The sequence below is a fragment of the Bacillus sp. HMA207 genome, assembly GCF_003402455.1.
Classification (GTDB): domain Bacteria; phylum Bacillota; class Bacilli; order Bacillales; family Bacillaceae_G; genus Bacillus_A; species Bacillus_A cereus.
The window spans coordinates 162,856-182,836 of the sequence record NZ_BEZT01000002.1 but is presented as its reverse complement, the minus strand read 5'-3'; the positions used below and the strand labels follow the sequence as shown (position 1 = coordinate 182,836).

Genomic DNA, 19,981 nt, shown 5'->3' with positions numbered 1-19,981 from the left:
ATTTTTTGGAAGGAAAAAGCGTAGGAAAATACCTACGCTTTCGTTCCTACTTCGTTAACATACGAGAAATTACAAGCCTCTGAATCTCTTGTGTTCCTTCATATATTTGTGTAATCTTTGCATCTCGCATATAACGCTCTACTGGATAATCTTTCGTATAACCGTAACCACCAAATACTTGCACCGCTTCAGTCGTCACCTTCATCGCTGCATCGCCTGCAAATACTTTTGACATCGCTGATTCTTTTCCATACGGAAGCCCTTCTGATTCAAGCCAAGCCGCTTGATATGTTAAAAGGCGTGCTGCTTCTACATCTGTTGCCATATCCGCAAGTTTAAAGCCAATCCCTTGCTGCGCCGCAATTGGTTTTCCAAACTGATGGCGCTCCCTTGCATATTCTACAGAAGCATCTAAAGCCCCTTGTGCAATCCCAACAGCTTGCGCCGCAATACCGTTACGACCTCCATCTAATGTTTGCATCGCAACTTTAAACCCTTGCCCCTCTCCTCCAAGTAGATTCTCTACAGGAATACGGCAATCTTCAAACATAATTTCAGTCGTTGGTGAAGAGCGAATCCCTAGCTTGCTCTCCTTCTTCCCAACTGAAAATCCCGGTGTATCACTTTCTACAATAAATGCACTCGTACCGCGCTGCTTCGATTCAGGATCAGTTAGCGCAAAAACAACATAAATATCAGCAATACCGCCATTTGTAATGAAAATTTTTGATCCATTTAAAATATAATGATCGCCATCTCTCTTTGCGATTGTCTTCATTCCACCAGCATCCGATCCAGATCCTGGTTCCGTTAAGCCGTATGCACCAATTTTCTTCCCTTCAGCCATCGGCCGTAAAAACTTTTGCTTTTGCTCTTCCGTCCCAAATTTAAAAATTGGCCATCCCGCAAGTGAAGTATGCGCGGACAGTGTTACGCCTGTTGAAGCACAAACGCGGGATAATTCTTCAATAGCGATTACGTACGCTAAGTAATCGCTTCCAATTCCACCGTACTCTTCAGGCCACGGAATACCGGTTAAACCAAGCTCTGCCATTTGATCAAATAATTCTCGATCAAATCGCTCTTCCTCATCACGCTCAGCTGCTGTTGGTGCCACTTCATTTTTAGCAAAATCTCGAACCATTTTTCTTATCATTTCATGTTCTTCTGATAGTTTAAAATGCATCTCCGTCTCCCCCTCGCCCTTTTATAAAGCACGGCTAATAACAAGTTTCTGTATTTCACTTGTTCCTTCATATATTTGCGTGATTTTCGCATCACGGAAAAATCGTTCTACTGGATAGTCTTTCGTATAACCGTAACCACCAAACACTTGCACCGCCTCAATCGCGACTTCAACCGCTGTCTTAGAAGCAAATAATTTCGCAATAGATGCTTCTTTACCGCATGGTAATCCCTGTGCCCTAAGAGATGCCGCTCTATATACGAGTAACCTTGCTGCTTCGACACTTGTTGCCATATCTGCAAGCTTGAAGCCAATCCCTTGCTGTGCCGCAATTGGCTTCCCGAATTGCTCTCTTTCTTTTGCATAATCAATTGCACAGCCAAGCGCCGCTTCAGCAATTCCTAACGCCTGCGCACCGATTCCAATTCGCCCAACATCTAAATTCGCCATCGCCACCTTAAATCCTTGTCCTTCTTCCCCAAGTAAATTCTCAGCTGGCACTTTCATATCTTCAAAAGTAAGTTGTACTGTACGAGAACCGAGAAGTCCCATCTTATGTTCATCTTTTCCGATGATTAAACCAGGTGTATCTTTCTCTACTATAAATGCAGAAATACCACTTTTTCCTGCCTCTGGATTTGTAGAAGCGAATACAATGTATGTACTTGCTTCACCACCATTTGTAATAAACACTTTCGATCCATTAATAATATAATGATCACCTTTTTTCACAGCTCTTGATTTCAAACTCCCTGCATCTGATCCTGCATTTGGCTCTGTTAAAGCAAATGCACCTAAATATTCCCCGGTTGCAAGTTTAGAAACATATTTTTTCTTCTGTTCTTCTGTTCCGAAATATAAAATCGGATTCATTCCAACTGACGTATGTACAGCTAAAATTACACCAACTGTTGCACTTACCTTTGAGATTTCCTCAATTGCTAGAATGTAAGATATAAAGTCCATTTCTGCCCCACCGTATTTTGCAGGCGCTGGAATACCCATTAATCCAAGCTCACCCATCTTTTGCAAAATCTCTTTCGGGAACACCCCTTGTTCCATACTAGGAACAAAGGGAGCTATTTCCTTCTGTGCAAAATCCCGAACCATTTTCCTCATCATTTGCTGCTCTTCATTAAAACGAAAGTTCATATATTCCGCCTCCATTTGCTATATATCCTTTAAATAATTTGGTAAGACCACTATGTTGTAACAAAGGGGGCATTTATTCGTAAACGTAGAATCCACGACCTGTTTTACGCCCTAACCATCCTGCATTCACATACTTACGTAATAATGGACATGGGCGATATTTACTATCTCCTAATCCTTCATGCAACACTTCCATAATGTATAAACACGTATCTAAACCGATAAAATCAGCGAGTGTCAAAGGCCCCATCGGATGGTTCATACCAAGCTTCATGACTTCATCAATTGCTTCTTTCGTCGCTACACCTTCATATAACGTATAAATTGCTTCGTTAATCATCGGTAGTAAAATGCGGTTTGATACAAAACCTGGGAAATCATTCACTTCAACTGGTACTTTCCCAATTTTTTTCGTAATATCTTCAATTGCTTCATATACCGCATCATCGGTAGCCAAACCACGAATAATCTCAACAAGCTTCATAACTGGAACTGGATTCATAAAGTGCATACCGATTACTTTTTCCGGACGCTTCGTTACCGCTGCAATTTCTGTAATTGGCAGAGATGACGTATTCGTCGCTAAAATTGCGTGTTCTGGAGCAATTTCATCTAGATTCGCAAAGATTTTCTTTTTAATATCCATTTTCTCAACAGCTGCTTCAATAATAAGATCCGCTTCTTTCACACAATCTAAATCAAGCGTTACTGTAAGACGATTTAATGTCGCTTCCTTCTCTTCTTCCTTCATGCGTCCTTTTTCTACTTGGCGCGCTAAGTTTTTCGTAATGATAGCCATTCCTCTATCTAATTGCTCTTGCTTTAAATCTTGTACCTTCACGTCATATCCTGCCATTGCACATACTTGTGCAATTCCTGATCCCATTTGCCCTGCACCAATTACAACAATGTTTTGTACACCCATTTTTTCTTCCCCCTTAATTGTTAATAAATTTTATACCCTCGAACTTTAATTAGTGGACTTCAATCATCACTGCGTCCCCTTGACCGCCACCGCTACAAATCGAAGCAATTCCAATTCCGCCGCCGCGCTGCTTAAGTGCATGGATTAGTGTAACGATAATGCGCGCTCCGCTTGCTCCAATTGGATGTCCCATCGCTACCGCGCCGCCATTTACATTCAATTTTTCCGGATCAATTCCTGCGATTTCTGTACTTGCAATTGCTACCGCTGCAAATGCTTCATTAATCTCGAATAAATCGATGTCTTCAATTTTCTTGCCTGTTTTTTCAAGCAATGCGTTAATTGCATAACCTGGCGTTCTTGGGAAATCTTTAGATTCCACTGCAATTGCTGTATGCGCCAAAATTGTCGCTAATGGCTTTCTTCCTTCTTGCTTCGCTCTGTCTTCGCTCATTAATACAAGTGCGGCACCACCATCATTTAGTCCCGGCGCATTACCAGCTGTCACCGTCGCTGTCTTATCAAATACAGGTTTTAACTTTGCTAACTTTTCAATCGTTGTATCTTCACGTGGCGCCTCATCCTTTGCAACGACAATAGGATCGCCTTTTCTTTGCGGAATCGTTACTGGCACGATTTCCTCTTCAAAACGCCCTTCTTTATGCGCTGAAACCGCACGCTGATGGCTACGATATGCCCATTCATCTTGCGCTTCGCGAGAAATTCCATCTTCCTTCGCAACTTCTCCGCCATAAACGCCCATGTGTGTACCTGAAAATGCGCATGTTAAACCGTCAGCAACGTTTAAATCAACAACTTCGTTATTGCCCATTCTGTATCCCCATCTTGCTCCGCGTAAAATGTAAGGACTGTTACTCATCGACTCCATACCGCCAGCTACAATCAGTGATTGATCGCCAGTACGAATAATCTGATCCGCCAACGTAACCGCACGAAGTCCTGATGCACAAACTTTATTCACTGTTTCCGTCTGCACTTCCCATGGGATTCCAGCAGCCCTTGCAGCTTGGCGCGATGGAATTTGCCCCTGTCCACCTTGAATAACCGTTCCAAATATAACTTCTTCAACATCACTAGCCGCAACATTTGCTCTTTCAAGCGCTGCTTTAATTGCAATTCCTCCAAGTTCCGCCGCTTTTACATCTTTTAAAGATCCTCCAAATTTTCCAACTGGTGTTCTTGCAGCACTTAAAATAACTGTTTTACTCATGTTTCTTTCCCCCATTTCATTTTTTAACACTGAGCGCTCGCTCGGTATCCCTACGTTGAGAAGAGGTGCAATCATTGCACCTCTTTCTAAAGTTGTATACATTCTTACAAACTACATCGCTTCTTTTTTCTGTCCGATAACAGATCGTTCTAAAATCTCTGTCACATCAAGAGTTTGAACCTTCTCTTCTACCTCTTTCGCTTTCGTTCCATCACTGATCATCGTTAAGCAATATGGACAACCTGTACCGATAATGGATGGCTGTACAGCTAATGCTTGTTCTGTACGAGCAACGTTAATACGTGAACCTGTTGTTTCTTCCATCCACATTAAGCCACCACCTGCGCCACAGCACATTCCCGTTTCACGGTTACGTGCCATTTCTACAAGATTCACTCCAGGAATCGCTTTCAAAATGTCACGTGGCGCTTCATACACTTCGTTGTATCTTCCTAAATAACAGGAATCATGGTACGTAACTGTTTCTTCAATAGCGTGAACAGGCTTTAAGCGCCCTTCTTTCACCCACTGAGCTAACAATTCTGTATGATGATAGACTTCTGCTTGCAAGCCAAAGTCCGGATACTCATTTTTAAATGTGTTATAAGCATGAGGATCAATCGTAACGATTTTCTTCACTCCTGCCTTTTCAAATTCTTCGATATTCTTTGTCGCCATCTCTTGGAATACAAATTCATTTCCAAGGCGGCGTGGTGTATCTCCAGAATTCTTTTCTTTATTACCGAGAATTGCGAATGAAATGCCTGCTTCGTTCATTAACTTCGCAAACGATATCGCAATCTTCTGACTACGATTGTCGTATGATCCCATTGAACCAACCCAGAATAAATACTCGAATTCCTCTCCAGCTTTTGATTTTTCTTTTACAGTTGGAACTGTTACTTCGTCATCACCTTGGCGCCATGTTTCACGCTCTTTACGGTTCAGCCCCCACGGATTTCCTTGACGCTCGATATTTGTCATCGCGCGTTGTGCTTCCGCGTCCATTTTTCCTTCAGTCAAAACGAGATATCGACGTAAGTCAATAATTTTGTCAACATGCTCATTCATAACTGGGCATTGATCTTCACAGTTACGGCACGTTGTACATGCCCAGATCTCTTCTTCTGTAATAACATCTCCGATTAAACTCGGATCGTAAGCGAGCGTTGTAGACGCTGATTCTTGTTGCCCTTTTCCAGCTGCCATCATCGCTAACTGATTTCCTTGTGTATTATTGAAGGCAACTACTGGAACCCACGGTGCTTTTGATGTTACCGCAGCTCCTTTATCAGTTAAATGATCGCGAAGTTTTAAAATTAAGTCCATCGGTGATAACATTTTTCCTGTTCCTGTTGCCGGACACATATTTGTACAACGGCCACACTCTACACAAGCGTATAAGTCAATAAGTTGATTTTGTCTAAAGTCTTCAATTTTACCAACACCAAATGTTTCTTGCGTTTCATCTTCAAAATCAATCTTTTCAAGCTTCCCTGGGTTTGAAAGACGACCGAAGAATACATTAGCTGGTCCTGCAATTAAATGCGCATGTTTTGATTGTGGAACATACACTAAAAACGTTAACAAAATTAGTAAATGCACCCACCAAGAAAAATAGAACACTGAAATGGCTACGGTTTCATTTATCCCGCTAAAAACGTAAGCGATTGCAGAAGCAATTGGTTCACTCCATGAAAGCTCCTCGCCATGCCATATAAGTCCCATACCGTTACCAAGTAGCACAGAAATCATTAAACCACCGATAAAAATAAGAACAAGACCTGATTTGAAGTTACGTTTTAAACGAACAAGCTTTTCTACATAACGTCTATGAAAAGCCCAAAATACTGCAATTAAAATAACAAGTGTGACAATTTCCTGGAAGAATGTAAATGCAGGGTATAGTGGTCCAAGTGGAAGATGTGATCCTGGTGCGAGTCCTTTCCAAACGAAGTCAATTGCTCCAAATTGGACAAGAATAAATCCGTAAAAGAACATAACGTGAATGATGCCGCTTTTCTTATCTTTCAGCAGCTTTTTCTGACCGAAAACATTGACCTTAAGGAGATCCCAACGCTCTTTAAAACGACGGTCAAATTCAATCTTTTTCCCTAACTGTATGTAGGCCATTCTCGTCCGTATAAGATATACAAACAAATATCCTGCATAAGCAATAACAGCAATGGCAGCCAGCCAATTAATGATCAGTAAGCTATTCATTTTTATGCTACCCCTCTCTTTGTAAGCCTTCTTTCTTTTTTGAATCTTCAAAAATATATAATTTTCTGAATTATATCCCCTATCCCCATTATATAATGAGTGAGCATTCAGTCAACAGTTTTTTGTTATAGAACAACACATTTTTTCATAAAGCTGTTTATTTCGGTGAAACTATAAAGTGAAACTTTAATCAGCAGGGGTGGTTCATCCCCCGCTGATTATTAGTTGAACCAATCGGGCTTTTACGGGCAGTTGATTTCCAAACTAGCTTCTGCTTATTCATCAATTTTTGAAATAGGAAGCTTACTGCCCGTTAAAGCGGGATAAAGTGACACTTTAACCAGTACAAGATCTATCCTCTAAAGAAATTTATAATAACAGCCGTGCTACCCGTATCATTTGTAACACACTGAAGGTGAAAAGAATGCGAAGGAGGGAATTCACTAATGCTCTACTTATCTCTTTTGTTAATATCCGTTGCTCTTTGGATTACAATTGACCTTTCATACGGGAGACTTCTTCATTTAAAACGAGTAAGCTCTCGCACTTTCCCTTTACGTCAAAGTGATTTTCACCTTTATACATACGGGAAAGATTTGTATGACGCTTTATTTACTGATATAAAACAAGCACAGCATCACATTCATATTTTATTCTTCATTGTAAAAAACGATAAAATCAGTCGTGAATTTTTAAAATTGCTGATTGATAAGGCTCAGGAAGGAATTGAAGTACGACTTTTACTTGATCGATTTGGCAGCCATTCTTTATCAAACGAAGCTATTCGCTCCCTGCAAAAACATGGTGTATCTTTTTCATTTTGTCATAAGGTAAAATTTCCTCTGCCTTTCTTTTCTGCCAATCAACGAAATCATAGGAAAATTACAGTGATTGATGGGAAAACCGGCTATATCGGGGGATTTAATATCGGTGAAGAGTATCTAGGGCATAATGAATATTTAGGATTATGGCGAGACTACCATTTACGTCTTACAGGAGAAGGGGTTCAAGATTTACAAAAGCAATTTTTGCATGACTGGTTTGATGATACGAAACAAAATTTATTAGATGCTTCTCTTTATTTTCCAAAACAAAATCCAGGTACCATCCTGCATCAATTTATTCCGACTGATGGGGCTTATTTACAGCATACTTTTTTACATTTAATTAACGCGGCAAAAAAAGAAATCTGTATCGGTACACCATATTTCATTCCTGGAAAAAAAATTATGAATGCCTTATTAAAAGCAAGAGAAAGAGGGGTTCAAATCACAATTCTTGTTCCAGAAAAAGCTGATCACCCTCTTGTTCGAGAAGCCAAATTTCCGTACTGCCGAAAATTAATACAGGCTGGTTGCAATATTTATGCATTTCAACAAGGTTTTTTTCACGCCAAAATTATTATAGTAGACGATGATATTTGCGATATCGGAACAGCAAACTTTGATATGAGAAGTTTATATATTAACCATGAAATAAACTGCCTGTTATATAATAAACATTTCATTCAAACAGTAAAAAAGAAATTCCATGAAGATCTAGAGAATGCATCTGTACTTTCCTATAGCGATGTAAACCCGCCTTCTCTTATCGATAGAGGAAAGGAATGGATTGGAACAATGTTTGCTTTCTTTTTATAGGAAAGACAATGAATAAAAGAGGTGTATCTCATATGCTTATACGGTTTGGATATGTCTCACATGCAATGGCACTCTGGGACTGTTCTCCTGCCAAAACAATGACGTTTACAAGCTTTAAGAAACTCAGCAAGCAAGAGCGAGAAGACAAACTGTACCATGTTATAAGGCAAAATTTAGAGCACACAATACGTATCCTTCATTACAATATAGCGCATGAAATCCCACTATATCGCCTATCGTCTTCCATCGTCCCACTTGCAACACATCCCGAAGTCGAGTTTGACTATATTGGGGTATTCACACTACTTTGGCGTAAAATAGGGGCTTTAATTAAAGAACACAATTTACGAATAAGTTTTCATCCAAATCAATTTACGCTATTTACAAGCGACAAGCCACATATTACTACTAACGCTATTACGGATATGACTTATCATTATAAAATATTGGATGCTATAGGCATTGCAGATTCTTCTTACATTAATATTCATGTAGGTGGAGCCTATGGAAATAAAGAAAAGGCAATTGAGCGCTTCCATGAAAACATAAAAAAACTTCCTACACATATAAAAAAACAAATGACTCTTGAAAATGATGATAAAACCTATACAACCGCTGAAACTTTATCAATTTGCCAAAAAGAAAATATTCCATTTGTATTTGATTATCATCATCATATGGCCAATCTTTGCGAGGAACCACTAGAAGAGTTGCTTCCTGCAATTTTTGAAACTTGGTCACATACAAATATCTCTCCTAAAGTTCACATTTCCTCCCCGAGATCGGAAAAAGAATTTAGGGCTCATGCTGAATATATCGATTTAGAGTTTATTAAGCCTTTCTTACACATTGCAAAAAAACACAATCATAATTTCGATATTATGATTGAAAGTAAACAAAAAGACTTAGCATTATTCCAATTAATAGATGAACTTTCTGCTATAAGAGGAATTAAAAGAATAAGTGGTGCAATGTTACAGTGGTAAATTGTAACTTTGCACCATTTTTTCAAAAAAGTAATTTTTATAGTAAAAAACATCCTATTTTATATGCTATTATTTAAATTAGCATTCCCTCGAGATTCAACTTTATTGAAACGGAGTCATAATATGATTAATCAAAAAAAATATGTACAATTTGTCATAATATACATATCTATATTTGCTCTTTGGATACTCTTTATTCCAAATGAGTCGCATATAAAGGAGATTGGAATTCTTTTCTTATTCTGTTTCGCTGCACTTTTTTCTTGTCACTGTTTATATAAAGCTATTAAGAGAATGAAACGCAGTGATAAACTATTTTGGATTTTATTACTATGCACTTGCCTATGTGGATTAGTTATGGAGATAACCCTATTTCTTAGTTCACTTTCTATACATGATCAATCTATATTTTCATATAAAGCATTACCTTTTTTTATCATACAATATATTTTGCTCTTTGTTGGATTTGCTATAAAGTTTATAAAAAATTATTCTATTAAGGGGCTTTCTCAATTTTCATTCGATAGCATCTTTATTATTATTATGAACATTTATTTCACCTTAACTTTTATCTTAGACCTTTCAAGCTTCCGCATGTTAACAAAGGATACTTGGATTTTAATTGGGTATTTCATTGCACAATCATTAGTAATTTACGCCGTTATTAGCCTATATAGAAGAGAACAATATTCTTCTAGTAGAATTGCATTAATTATCGGTTTCACTATTATACTCGTATACGGTTATATTCATCTGTTTCAATTGAATTTTGGGATGAAAACTTCTGCTGAAATTAATTATTTAATACACACTGCTTCTATTTTATTAATTGGACTTTCTTCCATACTATATATTTTAGATAAACCAATGCAGCATGAAACGAAAACAAAATATTATCGATTCGATTATGTACGTTTTATACTACCTTATTTTAGTATAATTATTACTTTTTCTTTTATTATCATTCAACCTTGGGATGATAAATTCATGTTAATCGGTCTCGTATTATCACTTATTTTGTTATTCTTGCGGCAACTTTACATGTGGAAAGATAATCAAGCACTAATTCATACATATGAACAGTTGACTACACAACTAGAGGACGAAGTTGAAGAAGGTGCATTTGCATTATCAAAAAGTGAACAACGTTATAAATCTTTATTCGAGGACCATCCCGATGCCGTTTTCTCTTTAAATATGAATGGCATTTTTCAACAATCTAATAAGGCGTGCGAAAGCTTATTTACTGCCTATTATTGCGAAGTGGCAAGCTATTCTCTGGTACACTTCATTGATTCAAAAGACCACGAACTACTAAAGAAGGCTTTACAAATTACAAAGGAAGGTAGGCCACAAACGTTAGAAGTTCGTACAAAAGAACAAGAAGGCTATTATTATTATCTCCATATTACACTTATCCCTACTTTTATAAACAAAGAAGTGGTCGGAATGTTTGGGATAGCACGTGATATTACCACCTTATATGAAAAACAAAAACAAGTAGAACATTTAGCCTTTCACGATGCACTTACTGGATTACCAAATCGTCGAAAGTTCGAAAAAGATTTAAAAGCCATTTTAAATACAGCCCAAACTAACGCAAATGATGTCGCCGTCATATTCCTTGATTTAGATCGATTTAAAAAAATTAACGATAGACTTGGCCATGACGTTGGAGATTTATTATTAATTGAAGTAGCAAAAAGATTACGCGGTTGCTTGCGTTCAAAAGATATCGTCGCTCGCCAAGGTGGAGATGAGTTTACAATTCTATTGCCAGAAATGTACTCAGAAAAAAGTGCAATTTTTATAGCTGAACAGATTTTAACTATTTTAAACAAACCATTCTTCATTCAAGGCGAAGAACTCTCTATTACACCAAGTATCGGAATTGCGATGTACCCTGATTATGGAACTGATGTAAATGAGTTAATGAAAAATGCTGATATGGCTATGTATCGTGCGAAAGCAAATGGAAAAAACAGATTTGTTTTCTTCTCAAAAGAAATGAGTATCGCTCAAAATGAAATTCAATTCTTAGAAGGTGAACTTTCAAAAGCATTACAACAAAATGAATTTTTCCTTGAATACCAGCCACAAGTAAGCACAAAAACAAAACAAATTATCGGTTTTGAAGCATTAATACGTTGGAAGCATCCAAAACTCGGTATCGTATCTCCTGCCCAATTTATCCCTCTAGCAGAGGAAACTGGTTTTATTATTGAACTTGGCAATTGGATTTTACGTACTGCTTGTTTAGAGGCAAAAAGATGGCATAATCAAGGTTTCTCTCACTTAAAAGTTGGTGTAAATCTATCTGTTGTTCAATTTAACCATGCAGATTTAATCCCAACTATTTCAAAGGTATTGGAAGAAACAGAACTGAAACCAGAAGCACTAGATATTGAAATTACGGAAAGCATCGCAATTAATCAAAATCAATCTGTAGTTGCAAAACTCGAACAACTTCAAAATCTCGGTATTCAAATTTCAATCGACGACTTTGGAACTGGTTATAGTTCTTTAGCTTATTTAACAAAATATCCAATCAACACATTAAAAATCGCTCGAGAGTTTATTTGTGGAATTACAACTAGTCCTTTAGAAGAAGCAATTGTCTCTTCCATTATTACACTATCAAAGCAACTAAATTTAAAAGTGATTGCAGAAGGTGTAGAAACGGAAGAAGAATGGGAATTTTTACATAAACAAAATTGTGATCACATTCAAGGATTCTTTATTAGCAAACCTGTTTCTAGTAAAGACGTTTGGATGTTACTACATAAAAAAACAACCGTCTAAGTAAGACGGTTGTTTTTTTTTAAAACTCAAAAGGCATATCTGAAGCTAATTGTACCTCTTGATCATCATGAGAAATTACTTGGCTTTTCTCTAAAGCTGTATCCGCTAATGAAATACCCCATGTCATTGCTAACGTTAATAGACTACCGATAAGTAGTTTCTTCATATTCCATCACCCACATTTTTTCTTTTAATATATCATGAAAATTTATCCATACATTATGCAATTATGCATATTTAGTTTTTGCGTTATTTTATTTCGTCATTTTTTTCATAAACTTTTCTTTATACGTATGCATTTCTAGTATATCAAAAAAGAAATAAGCTTTTTCATAAGCTTCTTCACTCTCTACCTCATCGTAGCCTAGCTTTTCTAAACATTCACCTTTTTGATAGTATAGCTGCCCAATCAATGCCATACTATTAATTCGACACGATATTTCAATAGCTTTATTTATTTGATAAAGAGCCTCTTCATATTGATTATCTAAGTATAATGTTTTCGCATAATTATGTCTTACCTTCACATCAAACTCTTTATTTTCAGGTAATGCCTCTAATTGCTTTAATATACCTTCAAATAACTCCATGCCCTTCTTAAAGTAACCATTTTCAGCATAAATATTTGCAATTGCATTCTCTATATAAAGATTTTGGTACACATCAATCCCAGTTAATTGTTGATTTAATAATTTTTTCAATTCTAAAATGCAATATTCATAATCACTTTTCTTCAATACATACGCTGCTACATGATATTGCCATTGAAGAAATTGCTGAAACTCAGGATGATATTCTTCCTTTTTCAACTCATTCCATACTTTATTATAAATTTCTTTATATTTCTTTTGCTTACAAAGCATAATGATTTGATCTTTTAACTGCTTTTTCCTCTCAATATCGGAATAAATGAGTACCTCATAAAAATGAATAATGGGAACTTGTAACTTTGCTGCAATACCTTGCAATATATCCATACTTGGGTATACCGCACCCGATTCAATTCTGCTCACTTCCGATTGATGACATATGTTCTCGGATAACTGTTTTTGTGTTAATCCTCTCAACACTCTAATTTTCTTAATTTCACTTCCTAATTTCTCTGCGTGCATACTTACTCACCATCCCATTATAACAATCTAATTTGTTAAGTTGTCATACCACTACAATAATGTGAATTCGACAATTTTTGATATGAAATAATGCATAATATATATAAAATTCGGCAAATTTTTCATACAATTCATCTCACATACAATAATAGATTAGGAGTGTTATAGATGAATTATAGAAAACTTGCTAGTGCTTTCGTTACATTCGGTCTTCTTTGCCCTTTATCAACAGAAGCTATTCATGCTCAAGAATTAGACAAAAGTGCAGTCAAAGTTGAAATTGCTCAGCCTGGTTTAACAATCGGGAAATTAACACAACCTCAAAATGATACGAAAGAAAATATTGCTAAAAAGTATTTAAAAGGTGAGGTAAATGGGGCGAAAGCTCAACAAGAACAAGTCACTACTGAAAAAAATGTAGATTTCCAACCTACCAATAAAGAAACCAAAGAAAATCAAACCGAAGTTCGCCTTGCACAAACATATAAAAACTATAAAGTATATGGCCAAGATCTCATTGTAAAAGTAGATAAAAATGGAGTGATCACAACTGTTAGTGGTAAAGTTATTCAAAATTTAAATCAACAACCTAATCTTACTATAACAAATTTTTTGTCGAAAAATGAAGTAAAATCTAAATTACGCGATATAGTTCAAATTCCAAGCGATGCAGTTGAGACTGAATTCTCTAGCGAAACCGTTGTTTATAAGAAAAAAGATGGCTATTATACATTCGCAACTGTTATTACATTTACTTATGAAAACAATGAACAAATTATAAACGGCAATGCTATCGTTGATTTAAAAACTGGCGAAGTACTTTTTCAAGAAAAATTCATTAAAAACAAAGAGAATAAGACTATAAATCAAGTAACATCACCTAGATTATCCCCTGCAAGTGAGCAAGGAACTGGGAAAAATGCACTTCAAGAAAACATCTCTTTCAATATTGCCAAAGGAACTGATGGAAAATTTTATTTAGCGGATTTATCACGCGGAAATGGTATTTATATTTATAATGCAAACTACGCCGATTCCCTTGGAGGATATAGTCAAGCTGGTTATCCAGGGACACTAATTTCAAGTAGTACTCCTAATTTTGCAGATAAAGAAGCCGCGGGCGCTATGAAGAACATGAGTGATATTTACGATTACTTTAAGAAAGAACATAATCTAAAAAGTTACGACAATAAAGATTCAAAAGTTGTTGCTAGTGTACACGGTTTTGATTCTACTGAAGTTAGTGATGGTGTAAAAGAAGACTATGTAAATGCATTTTGGCATCCCGCTTGGAACCAAATGGTATTTGGTGATGGTTTAGACGGAAAACTAACATCCGCTCTTGATGTAACAGCTCATGAATTTGGACATGCTGTATTCAGTGGCACGACGAAAAATAAAGTTGTGAGATATCCAAGCGCTGAAACATCTGCACTAAACGAGGGATTAGCGGATTTCTGGGGTACACAAATCGAATATTACGTAAAGAAAGATAAAGGAAACTGGATTATGGGCGATACATTAGGTGGCCTAACAATTCGTGATATCCCAAGGGAAATTGGTGACGGCGGTCATAAACTATATACAAATTTACAAGATTTCTATAACGATGGTAATAATCAAGAATCACACGTGAATTCTGGTATTATCAGTCACGTATTATATCAATTAGCTGAAGGTAAAACATATAACGGTATTGCTGTTCAAAAACAAGGAAATGAAAAAGTAAGTAAAGTTGTTATGCGTGCATTGCAAAATTATGCAACTTCCGCTGAAGACTTTGAATCACTTCAATCTCATATCGTACAAGCTTCAAAAGATTTATATGGCACTGCCGTATCAAATGAATTTGCAAAGGCATTTGAAGCACACGGTTACAAACCGTTACAAAAAGTAAATCAAGTAATAGAAGTACAATAATTATAAAAAGAAGGTTACCTCTCATAGATAACCTTCTTTTTATATCCAACCCTTTTCTTCCGCAATTGTAATTGCCTCAATTCTATTTTTCGCATCAAGCTTCGCTAATACTTCAGAAATATAATTACGTACTGTACCCGGCGAAAGATAAAGTGCCTTCGCAATTTCGTTTGCCGTCTTTCCTTCTTTCGCAAGCAACAGTACTTCCTTTTCGCGATCTGACAACGGATTTTGCTCCTGCCATAAGCCAAACATTAAATCTTGGGAGACCTCTCGTTTCCCCTTCATTACATTACGAATTGCTGCCGCTAAATCTTCACTTGGGCTATCCTTTAATAAATAGCCGTGCACACCAGCTTTCATTGCTCTTTCAAAATATCCCGGCCGTGCAAATGTTGTTAAAATCATTACTTTGCATGATGATTTTTCTTTCTTTAAAGTCTCAGCGACATCCAATCCACTTTGAATCGGCATTTCAATATCCATAATACTTACATCTGGCTTTAACGATTCAATTAATTTTAACGCCTCTTCCCCGTTCGCAGCTTGCCCAATTACTTCGATATCATCTTCTAGATCAAGCAGGGCCCCTAATGCACCACGAAGCATCCGCTGGTCTTCTGCAATAATAATTCGAATCATGCCCTCACCTCATCTTTTCCTGTTCTAATAACAACTGGAACTTTTACCGTTAATAACGTCCCTGGATTGATTGTACCTAGTTCAACAAATCCATCAATAAGAGCAATTCGTTCTTTCATACCGCGAATACCATTTCCATCATGATTTTGATCTGTTAAACCGATTCCGTTATCTTCTACTTTCAAAATCAGTTCACCTTGTGATTCTAATACAGAAACTGCGCACCGCGTTGCCTTACTATGTTTTACAACATTTGTAACGGCCTCACGTAAACACATCCCGACAATATTTTGTTCAATTGGTGATAACGAGCTCGATCTTGCTTCTTGCCTCACTTCTAATTCAATATTAGCTGCTTGTAAGATCGCTTTTATTTGCTCTAGCTCTTCTTCTACCGTAATCATACGCATATCAGAAATTAATTCTCTAAGCTGTTTTAAGGCGGTACGAGAAGTTTGTGTAATTTCCTTCGCTTCCGCACTTGCACGCTCTGGATTTTTCACAATTAACTTCTCAACGAGCTGGCTTTTTAAAGTAATAAGAGATAAGGTATGCCCTAATGTGTCATGAAGATCTCTTGCAATTCGCTGCCGTTCTTCACGTTTTACTAAATCTTTAATTTGCTCGTTCGCCTCATCTAATTGATTTCTTAACATCTTTTTCTGATTAAAATTACGCATACCAAATGGCGTAAGAAGCATTAAGATAAACATCGGAACGATATTTACTAAACTTGTAGTTGTTAGTTGATTCATATTTACAAATAAAAATGCTCCAAGCATTATAACTAACGAGCATAACAGCACTCGAAATACTTTCTTATTTGGCGCAAATCCCATCGCACTTGCTGTGAAAAAGCCAAAAAATATCATAAAAGGATTATAAAATAAAGCAAATAAAAAGATGATTATCATTTGAATGCATGCCCATAAAATAAACGTCTTCTGAACAAAATATAGCTGACGGTATGTGATAATAAAAAGTATCAACATACTGCTTCCTAGCACAAGCTTCCATCCTGATGCTTGTGCTAAGTGATAAATTGGAAATAATAGATAAACAAACCACATGTACGGAAAAAATCCCATATGTTTCGGAAAAATCTCAATCCTCTTCTTCTCTATCATTTATACCGCTTCCTGTCTTTTTCTTATATATATTGATACTACAACAAATATAAGGAAATAACCTCCTAATACCGCGATATTTTCCCATCCAATTGATTTTCCAGCTACAATATCCCACGCACCACTTCCGAAATGGTATGTCGGTGTCCATTCACCAATCGTTCTTAATATTTTTGGGAATACTTCAATCGGCATCCACAACCCGCCAACTATAGCTAAACTCATATTTAAAATATTTGCTAAGCCAGCAGCTGCGTCCGCCTTCTTAATGGAACCTATTACTGTTCCTAACGCTAAAAATGGTGTTACCCCTAACAATAACCATAACCCCGCACCTATCCATTGCCCTACCGTTAACTCAACATGATTAATTAGTATCCCTGCAATAAAGATAACTAATATTGAAAAAGCATTTACTACTGTTTGAGCGATAATTTTTGCTGTTAAATATGCTCCCTCTGGAAGCGGTGTAATTTTTAGAAGATGTGTCCATCCTTGCCCTCTTTCCTGAGAAAGTCTCACACCGAAACTAAAGAGTGCAGTCCCTACAATACTGAAAGTTGCCATCGAAATTAAATAGTGTGCTTTCCACGCATCTCCGTTTTGTGGTACTTGAACAACATTTGTGAAAATGTAGTAAAACATAACAGGCATTAATAATGAGAAAAAGATAAATAATTTATTGCGGAATGTACGTAAAATTTCTATTTTGCACTGCATCCATAACGCTCTCATGCGATTTCCTCCTTCTGATTTGCAACGAATTGTTCAAATGCCTCATCAAGACTTCCACGTTCAACTGAAACATCTGTTACAGGTAAACTCCTTTGATAAATGGCTTTTAAAGTTGCATCCGTATCCTCCGTTGTTAAAATGAAGCGTCCTTCGTTTGACTTTACTTCTGTTACATTTGGTAATTCCTTTAGTAATTTTGTAGGAATGCTTTCCTTTGAGTAAAATGTGATTGTTTTTCTCGAAATTGTTGCTTTCATTTCGTCTGGTGTACCATCTGCGATAATCTTTCCGTTCGCAAATAATAAGATACGATTTGCTAAAGCATCTGCTTCTTCTAAATAATGCGTCGTTAAAATAATCGTTTTCCCTTCACTTGCTAACTTTCGAATCGTTTCCCAAAACGTTCTTCGAGACGTAATATCCATTCCGACTGTCGGCTCATCTAAAAATAACAAATCTGGATTTCCCGCAAGTGCAAGCGCAAAGTTTAACCTTCTTTTTTGCCCACCTGATAACTTCTCACATCTTTGCTTTCGCTCTGATTCTAAATTTGATAACTGCAGTAACGTTTCTTTCGCTATAGGATTCGTATAATAACTACGGAATAACTCAATTGCCTCTTCCACCGTAATACTATCAATGACACTTACTTCTTGCAGCATCGCACCGAGGCTATTACGAACATCTCTATGCTTTGGACTCTTTCCAAATATAAAGACCTTACCTTCTGTTGGGTCCTTTAATCCAAGCATCATCGACATCGTCGTTGTTTTCCCCGCACCATTCGGACCAAGTAACGCTACTATTTCCCCTTTATTTACATGAAATGAAACATTATTTACTGCGTTTTTATGTTTAAATGTTTTAGAAACACCATTTACTTCAATAATCTTTTCCATCTCTCCACCCCCGCTGTTTCTTATATTTACATTGTATTACTTGGAAAACTTAGGAAACAGTATGATGCGTCATGACATCGATATGACAATTGTCATGTATTCTTTATGAGAGGAATCAACCCCCATACCGCAAGCGAGTAGCAGGACGAAAATAAACATGATACAATCGGATAAGATATATATTCGAGGAAGGACAGTGGTTTTCATGATTATTCGTAATGAACAAGATTTAGAAGGCTTACGAAAAATCGGCCGCATCGTTGCGCTTGCACGTGAAGAAATGAAAAAACAAGCGAAGCCAGGTATGACAACGAAAGAGCTTGATTTGATCGGTAAAAAAATATTAGATGAGCATGGTGCTATTTCTGCACCTGAAAAAGAATATGATTTCCCAGGTGTAACTTGCATTAGTGTAAATGAGGAAGTTGCTCATGGTATTCCAGGAGATCGTGTATTAAAAGAAGGCGACTTAGTAAACGTCGATGTATCTGCTGCACTTGATGGCTATTATGCAGATACAGGCATTTCATTTGTTCTTGGAGAAGACGAGGCAAAAGAAAAACTTTGCCAAGCAGCAGTTGATGCATTTTGGGCAGCAATGAAAAAGGTTAGAGCTGGCTCAAAACAAAATCAAATTGGTCGTGCTGTTTCAAACTTCGCACATAAAAGTGGATACAATGTTATTCAAAACTTAACTGGTCACGGCATTGGTCTTAGCTTACATGAAGCACCAAATCACATTTTAAGTTACTATGATCCAATGGATAATGCGCTTCTAAAAGACGGTCTTGTTATCGCTGTAGAACCGTTCATCTCTATGAAAGCTGATCATATTATTGAACGTGGTGACGACGGTTGGACATTCGTTACACCTGATAAAAGTCTTGTTGCACAATGTGAACATACTGTTGTCGTAACACGCGGCGAGCCAATAATCTTAACAGAAATCTAATACCAAAAACGGCTGTTTTGTAGATTTATTCCACATAAAACAGCCGTTTTTATTTTTGGGAAAATATGTGAACCATTGTTGAACTCTTTATCATTTAAGTATATAATCTTTAGCGGAGGTTACTTAAGCTTATCTTTACTAAAAAGATATTGTAACTAAGGAGTAAAACACCTTCTTTCTTATTGTTTAAACAGGCTCAAAAATGACCGTAGTAACGTGTTAGTCGAATATTCTGTAATCCTTATATTTCTCTAACAATGTAAGAAACTATCACCTTTCAACTTCGGTCCACTAGTCGCACAACTCTCTTTAGACAAAATAAATGACTATTTTCAAAGTACATATTGTCTTCATTCTGACCAAAACCAACCCTATCTAGATTTTTATTTCCACATAACTTTAAGGCAAAAATAAGCCTTCACAAAGGGATACACTACCTTGGTTAGTAT

At 36.8% G+C, this 19,981-nt stretch carries 16 protein-coding genes; 5 read left to right on the top strand and 11 right to left on the bottom strand.

The features are described from left to right. Nucleotides 1-46 precede the first annotated feature (46 nt). From acdA to HMAS_RS21375, 5 genes are all read right to left on the bottom strand, one after another. A complete protein-coding gene (gene acdA, locus HMAS_RS21395; protein WP_000545545.1) occupies nucleotides 47-1,186 on the bottom strand; it encodes an acyl-CoA dehydrogenase AcdA in 1,140 nt (379 codons plus the stop codon). Between the two features lie 21 nt (nucleotides 1,187-1,207). Then, nucleotides 1,208-2,338: an acyl-CoA dehydrogenase gene (locus tag HMAS_RS21390; protein WP_001011179.1), complete on the bottom strand. Its 1,131-nt coding sequence runs from the start codon at nucleotides 2,336-2,338 to the stop codon at nucleotides 1,208-1,210. A gap of 73 nt (nucleotides 2,339-2,411) precedes the next feature. Beyond that, a complete protein-coding gene (locus tag HMAS_RS21385; RefSeq protein WP_000538880.1) occupies nucleotides 2,412-3,263 on the bottom strand; it encodes a 3-hydroxybutyryl-CoA dehydrogenase in 852 nt (283 codons plus the stop codon). A 49-nt stretch (nucleotides 3,264-3,312) separates the two neighbouring features. Beyond that, entirely contained in the window at nucleotides 3,313-4,596 is a 1,284-nt protein-coding gene (locus HMAS_RS21380; RefSeq protein ID WP_002025101.1) for an acetyl-CoA C-acetyltransferase, read from the bottom strand. Nucleotides 4,597-4,605: 9 nt separating this feature from the next. Continuing rightward, nucleotides 4,606-6,717, bottom strand: a complete 2,112-nt coding sequence (locus HMAS_RS21375; protein WP_001086776.1) for a heterodisulfide reductase-related iron-sulfur binding cluster — start codon at nucleotides 6,715-6,717, stop codon at nucleotides 4,606-4,608. 446 nt (nucleotides 6,718-7,163) lie between these two features. Here HMAS_RS21375 and cls point away from each other — a divergent pair, with 446 nt between their 5' ends. The 3 genes from cls (at nucleotide 7,164) to HMAS_RS21360 (ending at nucleotide 12,145) form a co-directional block, all read left to right on the top strand. Further along, entirely contained in the window at nucleotides 7,164-8,357 is a 1,194-nt protein-coding gene (gene cls, locus HMAS_RS21370) for a cardiolipin synthase (RefSeq protein ID WP_000966423.1), read from the top strand. A gap of 32 nt (nucleotides 8,358-8,389) precedes the next feature. Next, the gene (uvsE, locus tag HMAS_RS21365; protein ID WP_046393175.1) at nucleotides 8,390-9,343 is read left to right on the top strand and encodes a UV DNA damage repair endonuclease UvsE; all 954 of its coding nucleotides are present in this window, start codon (nucleotides 8,390-8,392) and stop codon (nucleotides 9,341-9,343) included. A gap of 123 nt (nucleotides 9,344-9,466) precedes the next feature. Next, nucleotides 9,467-12,145, top strand: a complete 2,679-nt coding sequence (locus HMAS_RS21360; RefSeq protein ID WP_016123891.1) for a DUF4084 domain-containing protein — start codon at nucleotides 9,467-9,469, stop codon at nucleotides 12,143-12,145. Nucleotides 12,146-12,164: 19 nt separating this feature from the next. On the opposite strand, the gene HMAS_RS21355 is transcribed toward HMAS_RS21360, so the two are convergent. Both HMAS_RS21355 and HMAS_RS21350 read right to left on the bottom strand, forming a co-directional pair. Continuing rightward, nucleotides 12,165-12,311, bottom strand: coding sequence for a quorum-sensing peptide PapR (locus HMAS_RS21355; protein WP_000734744.1), 147 nt, complete (start codon nucleotides 12,309-12,311; stop codon nucleotides 12,165-12,167). A gap of 88 nt (nucleotides 12,312-12,399) precedes the next feature. Further along, nucleotides 12,400-13,257, bottom strand: coding sequence for a helix-turn-helix domain-containing protein (locus HMAS_RS21350; RefSeq protein ID WP_000542908.1), 858 nt, complete (start codon nucleotides 13,255-13,257; stop codon nucleotides 12,400-12,402). A 168-nt stretch (nucleotides 13,258-13,425) separates the two neighbouring features. Here HMAS_RS21350 and HMAS_RS21345 point away from each other — a divergent pair, with 168 nt between their 5' ends. After that, nucleotides 13,426-15,177: a M4 family metallopeptidase gene (locus HMAS_RS21345; RefSeq protein WP_016123892.1), complete on the top strand. Its 1,752-nt coding sequence runs from the start codon at nucleotides 13,426-13,428 to the stop codon at nucleotides 15,175-15,177. Nucleotides 15,178-15,216: 39 nt separating this feature from the next. Here the strand turns inward: HMAS_RS21345 and HMAS_RS21340 are convergent, their stop codons facing one another. From HMAS_RS21340 to HMAS_RS21325, 4 genes are read right to left on the bottom strand one after another with little or no spacing between them, the layout of a single operon-like run. Beyond that, nucleotides 15,217-15,819, bottom strand: coding sequence for a response regulator transcription factor (locus HMAS_RS21340; protein ID WP_000619259.1), 603 nt, complete (start codon nucleotides 15,817-15,819; stop codon nucleotides 15,217-15,219). Then, complete coding sequence (locus tag HMAS_RS21335) at nucleotides 15,816-16,946, bottom strand: sensor histidine kinase (RefSeq protein WP_061113769.1); 1,131 nt, start codon at nucleotides 16,944-16,946, stop codon at nucleotides 15,816-15,818. The genes HMAS_RS21340 and HMAS_RS21335 overlap by 4 nt, the downstream gene beginning before the upstream one ends. Then, complete coding sequence (locus HMAS_RS21330; protein WP_001202431.1) at nucleotides 16,947-17,681, bottom strand: ABC transporter permease; 735 nt, start codon at nucleotides 17,679-17,681, stop codon at nucleotides 16,947-16,949. Continuing rightward, on the bottom strand, nucleotides 17,678-18,580 hold the full coding sequence (locus HMAS_RS21325) for an ABC transporter ATP-binding protein (protein ID WP_000411129.1): 903 nt from the start codon (nucleotides 18,578-18,580) through the stop codon (nucleotides 17,678-17,680). The genes HMAS_RS21330 and HMAS_RS21325 overlap by 4 nt, the downstream gene beginning before the upstream one ends. A gap of 157 nt (nucleotides 18,581-18,737) precedes the next feature. Between HMAS_RS21325 and map the strand changes: the two genes are divergently transcribed. Beyond that, nucleotides 18,738-19,532, top strand: a complete 795-nt coding sequence (gene map / locus HMAS_RS21320; protein ID WP_100617878.1) for a type I methionyl aminopeptidase — start codon at nucleotides 18,738-18,740, stop codon at nucleotides 19,530-19,532. The last annotated feature ends 449 nt before the right edge of the window (nucleotides 19,533-19,981 follow it).

Bases quoted from the DNA above. Each gene is read 5' to 3' on its own strand.
- HMAS_RS21345 (WP_016123892.1), top strand. From the start codon at position 13,426: ATGAATTATAGAAAACTTGCTAGTGCTTTCGTTACATTCGGTCTTCTT.
- map (WP_100617878.1), top strand. From the start codon at position 18,738: ATGATACAATCGGATAAGATATATATTCGAGGAAGGACAGTGGTTTTC.
- HMAS_RS21340 (WP_000619259.1), bottom strand. From the start codon at position 15,819: ATGATTCGAATTATTATTGCAGAAGACCAGCGGATGCTTCGTGGTGCA.
- HMAS_RS21380 (WP_002025101.1), bottom strand. From the start codon at position 4,596: ATGTATACAACTTTAGAAAGAGGTGCAATGATTGCACCTCTTCTCAAC.
- HMAS_RS21385 (WP_000538880.1), bottom strand. From the start codon at position 3,263: ATGGGTGTACAAAACATTGTTGTAATTGGTGCAGGGCAAATGGGATCA.
- HMAS_RS21355 (WP_000734744.1), bottom strand. From the start codon at position 12,311: ATGAAGAAACTACTTATCGGTAGTCTATTAACGTTAGCAATGACATGG.
- HMAS_RS21390 (WP_001011179.1), bottom strand. From the start codon at position 2,338: ATGAACTTTCGTTTTAATGAAGAGCAGCAAATGATGAGGAAAATGGTT.
- HMAS_RS21375 (WP_001086776.1), bottom strand. From the start codon at position 6,717: ATGAATAGCTTACTGATCATTAATTGGCTGGCTGCCATTGCTGTTATT.
- cls (WP_000966423.1), top strand. From the start codon at position 7,164: ATGCTCTACTTATCTCTTTTGTTAATATCCGTTGCTCTTTGGATTACA.
- acdA (WP_000545545.1), bottom strand. From the start codon at position 1,186: ATGCATTTTAAACTATCAGAAGAACATGAAATGATAAGAAAAATGGTT.
- HMAS_RS21360 (WP_016123891.1), top strand. From the start codon at position 9,467: ATGATTAATCAAAAAAAATATGTACAATTTGTCATAATATACATATCT.
- HMAS_RS21330 (WP_001202431.1), bottom strand. From the start codon at position 17,681: ATGAGAGCGTTATGGATGCAGTGCAAAATAGAAATTTTACGTACATTC.
- HMAS_RS21335 (WP_061113769.1), bottom strand. From the start codon at position 16,946: ATGATAGAGAAGAAGAGGATTGAGATTTTTCCGAAACATATGGGATTT.
- HMAS_RS21350 (WP_000542908.1), bottom strand. From the start codon at position 13,257: ATGCACGCAGAGAAATTAGGAAGTGAAATTAAGAAAATTAGAGTGTTG.
- HMAS_RS21325 (WP_000411129.1), bottom strand. From the start codon at position 18,580: ATGGAAAAGATTATTGAAGTAAATGGTGTTTCTAAAACATTTAAACAT.
- uvsE (WP_046393175.1), top strand. From the start codon at position 8,390: ATGCTTATACGGTTTGGATATGTCTCACATGCAATGGCACTCTGGGAC.